The 273-nt window shown below is 59.7% G+C and carries 1 protein-coding gene; it reads right to left on the reverse strand.

The window, feature by feature from the left end; all coding sequences use genetic code 11:
- Nucleotides 1–90: 90 nt before the first annotated feature.
- The coding region (locus ABG80_RS22705; protein ID WP_235513815.1) for a hypothetical protein at nucleotides 91–273 on the reverse strand (183 nt) is incomplete at its 5' end.

The following is a 273-nucleotide window of genomic DNA, read 5'->3' on the forward strand; positions in this document are numbered from 1 at the left end:
CAGGAAGGGGGGGGTATGTCGCCACCCGACCTTGAAAAGGAAAGCCCCGAGTCCTGGTCAGAGGAGTTCGGGGCTGATGGAATCGAGACGCTACCCAGGCGGGTTGATCGGTACGGTAAGGCAAAGAGTCGTGCGCCCGATGTAGCGCAGTTTATCGGCGACCACGTTGAAGGTCAAGAAACGCTTCACCAGCGGCTCACCACTTGCGGTGACTACCTGCTGTTCCGGCACTACTTCACCATCGACGCTGTGAGGCTGCATGCGGCCAGCTTC

Source organism: Aquabacterium parvum (genome assembly GCF_001447195.1).
Lineage (GTDB): Bacteria > Pseudomonadota > Gammaproteobacteria > Burkholderiales > Burkholderiaceae_C > Aquabacterium > Aquabacterium parvum.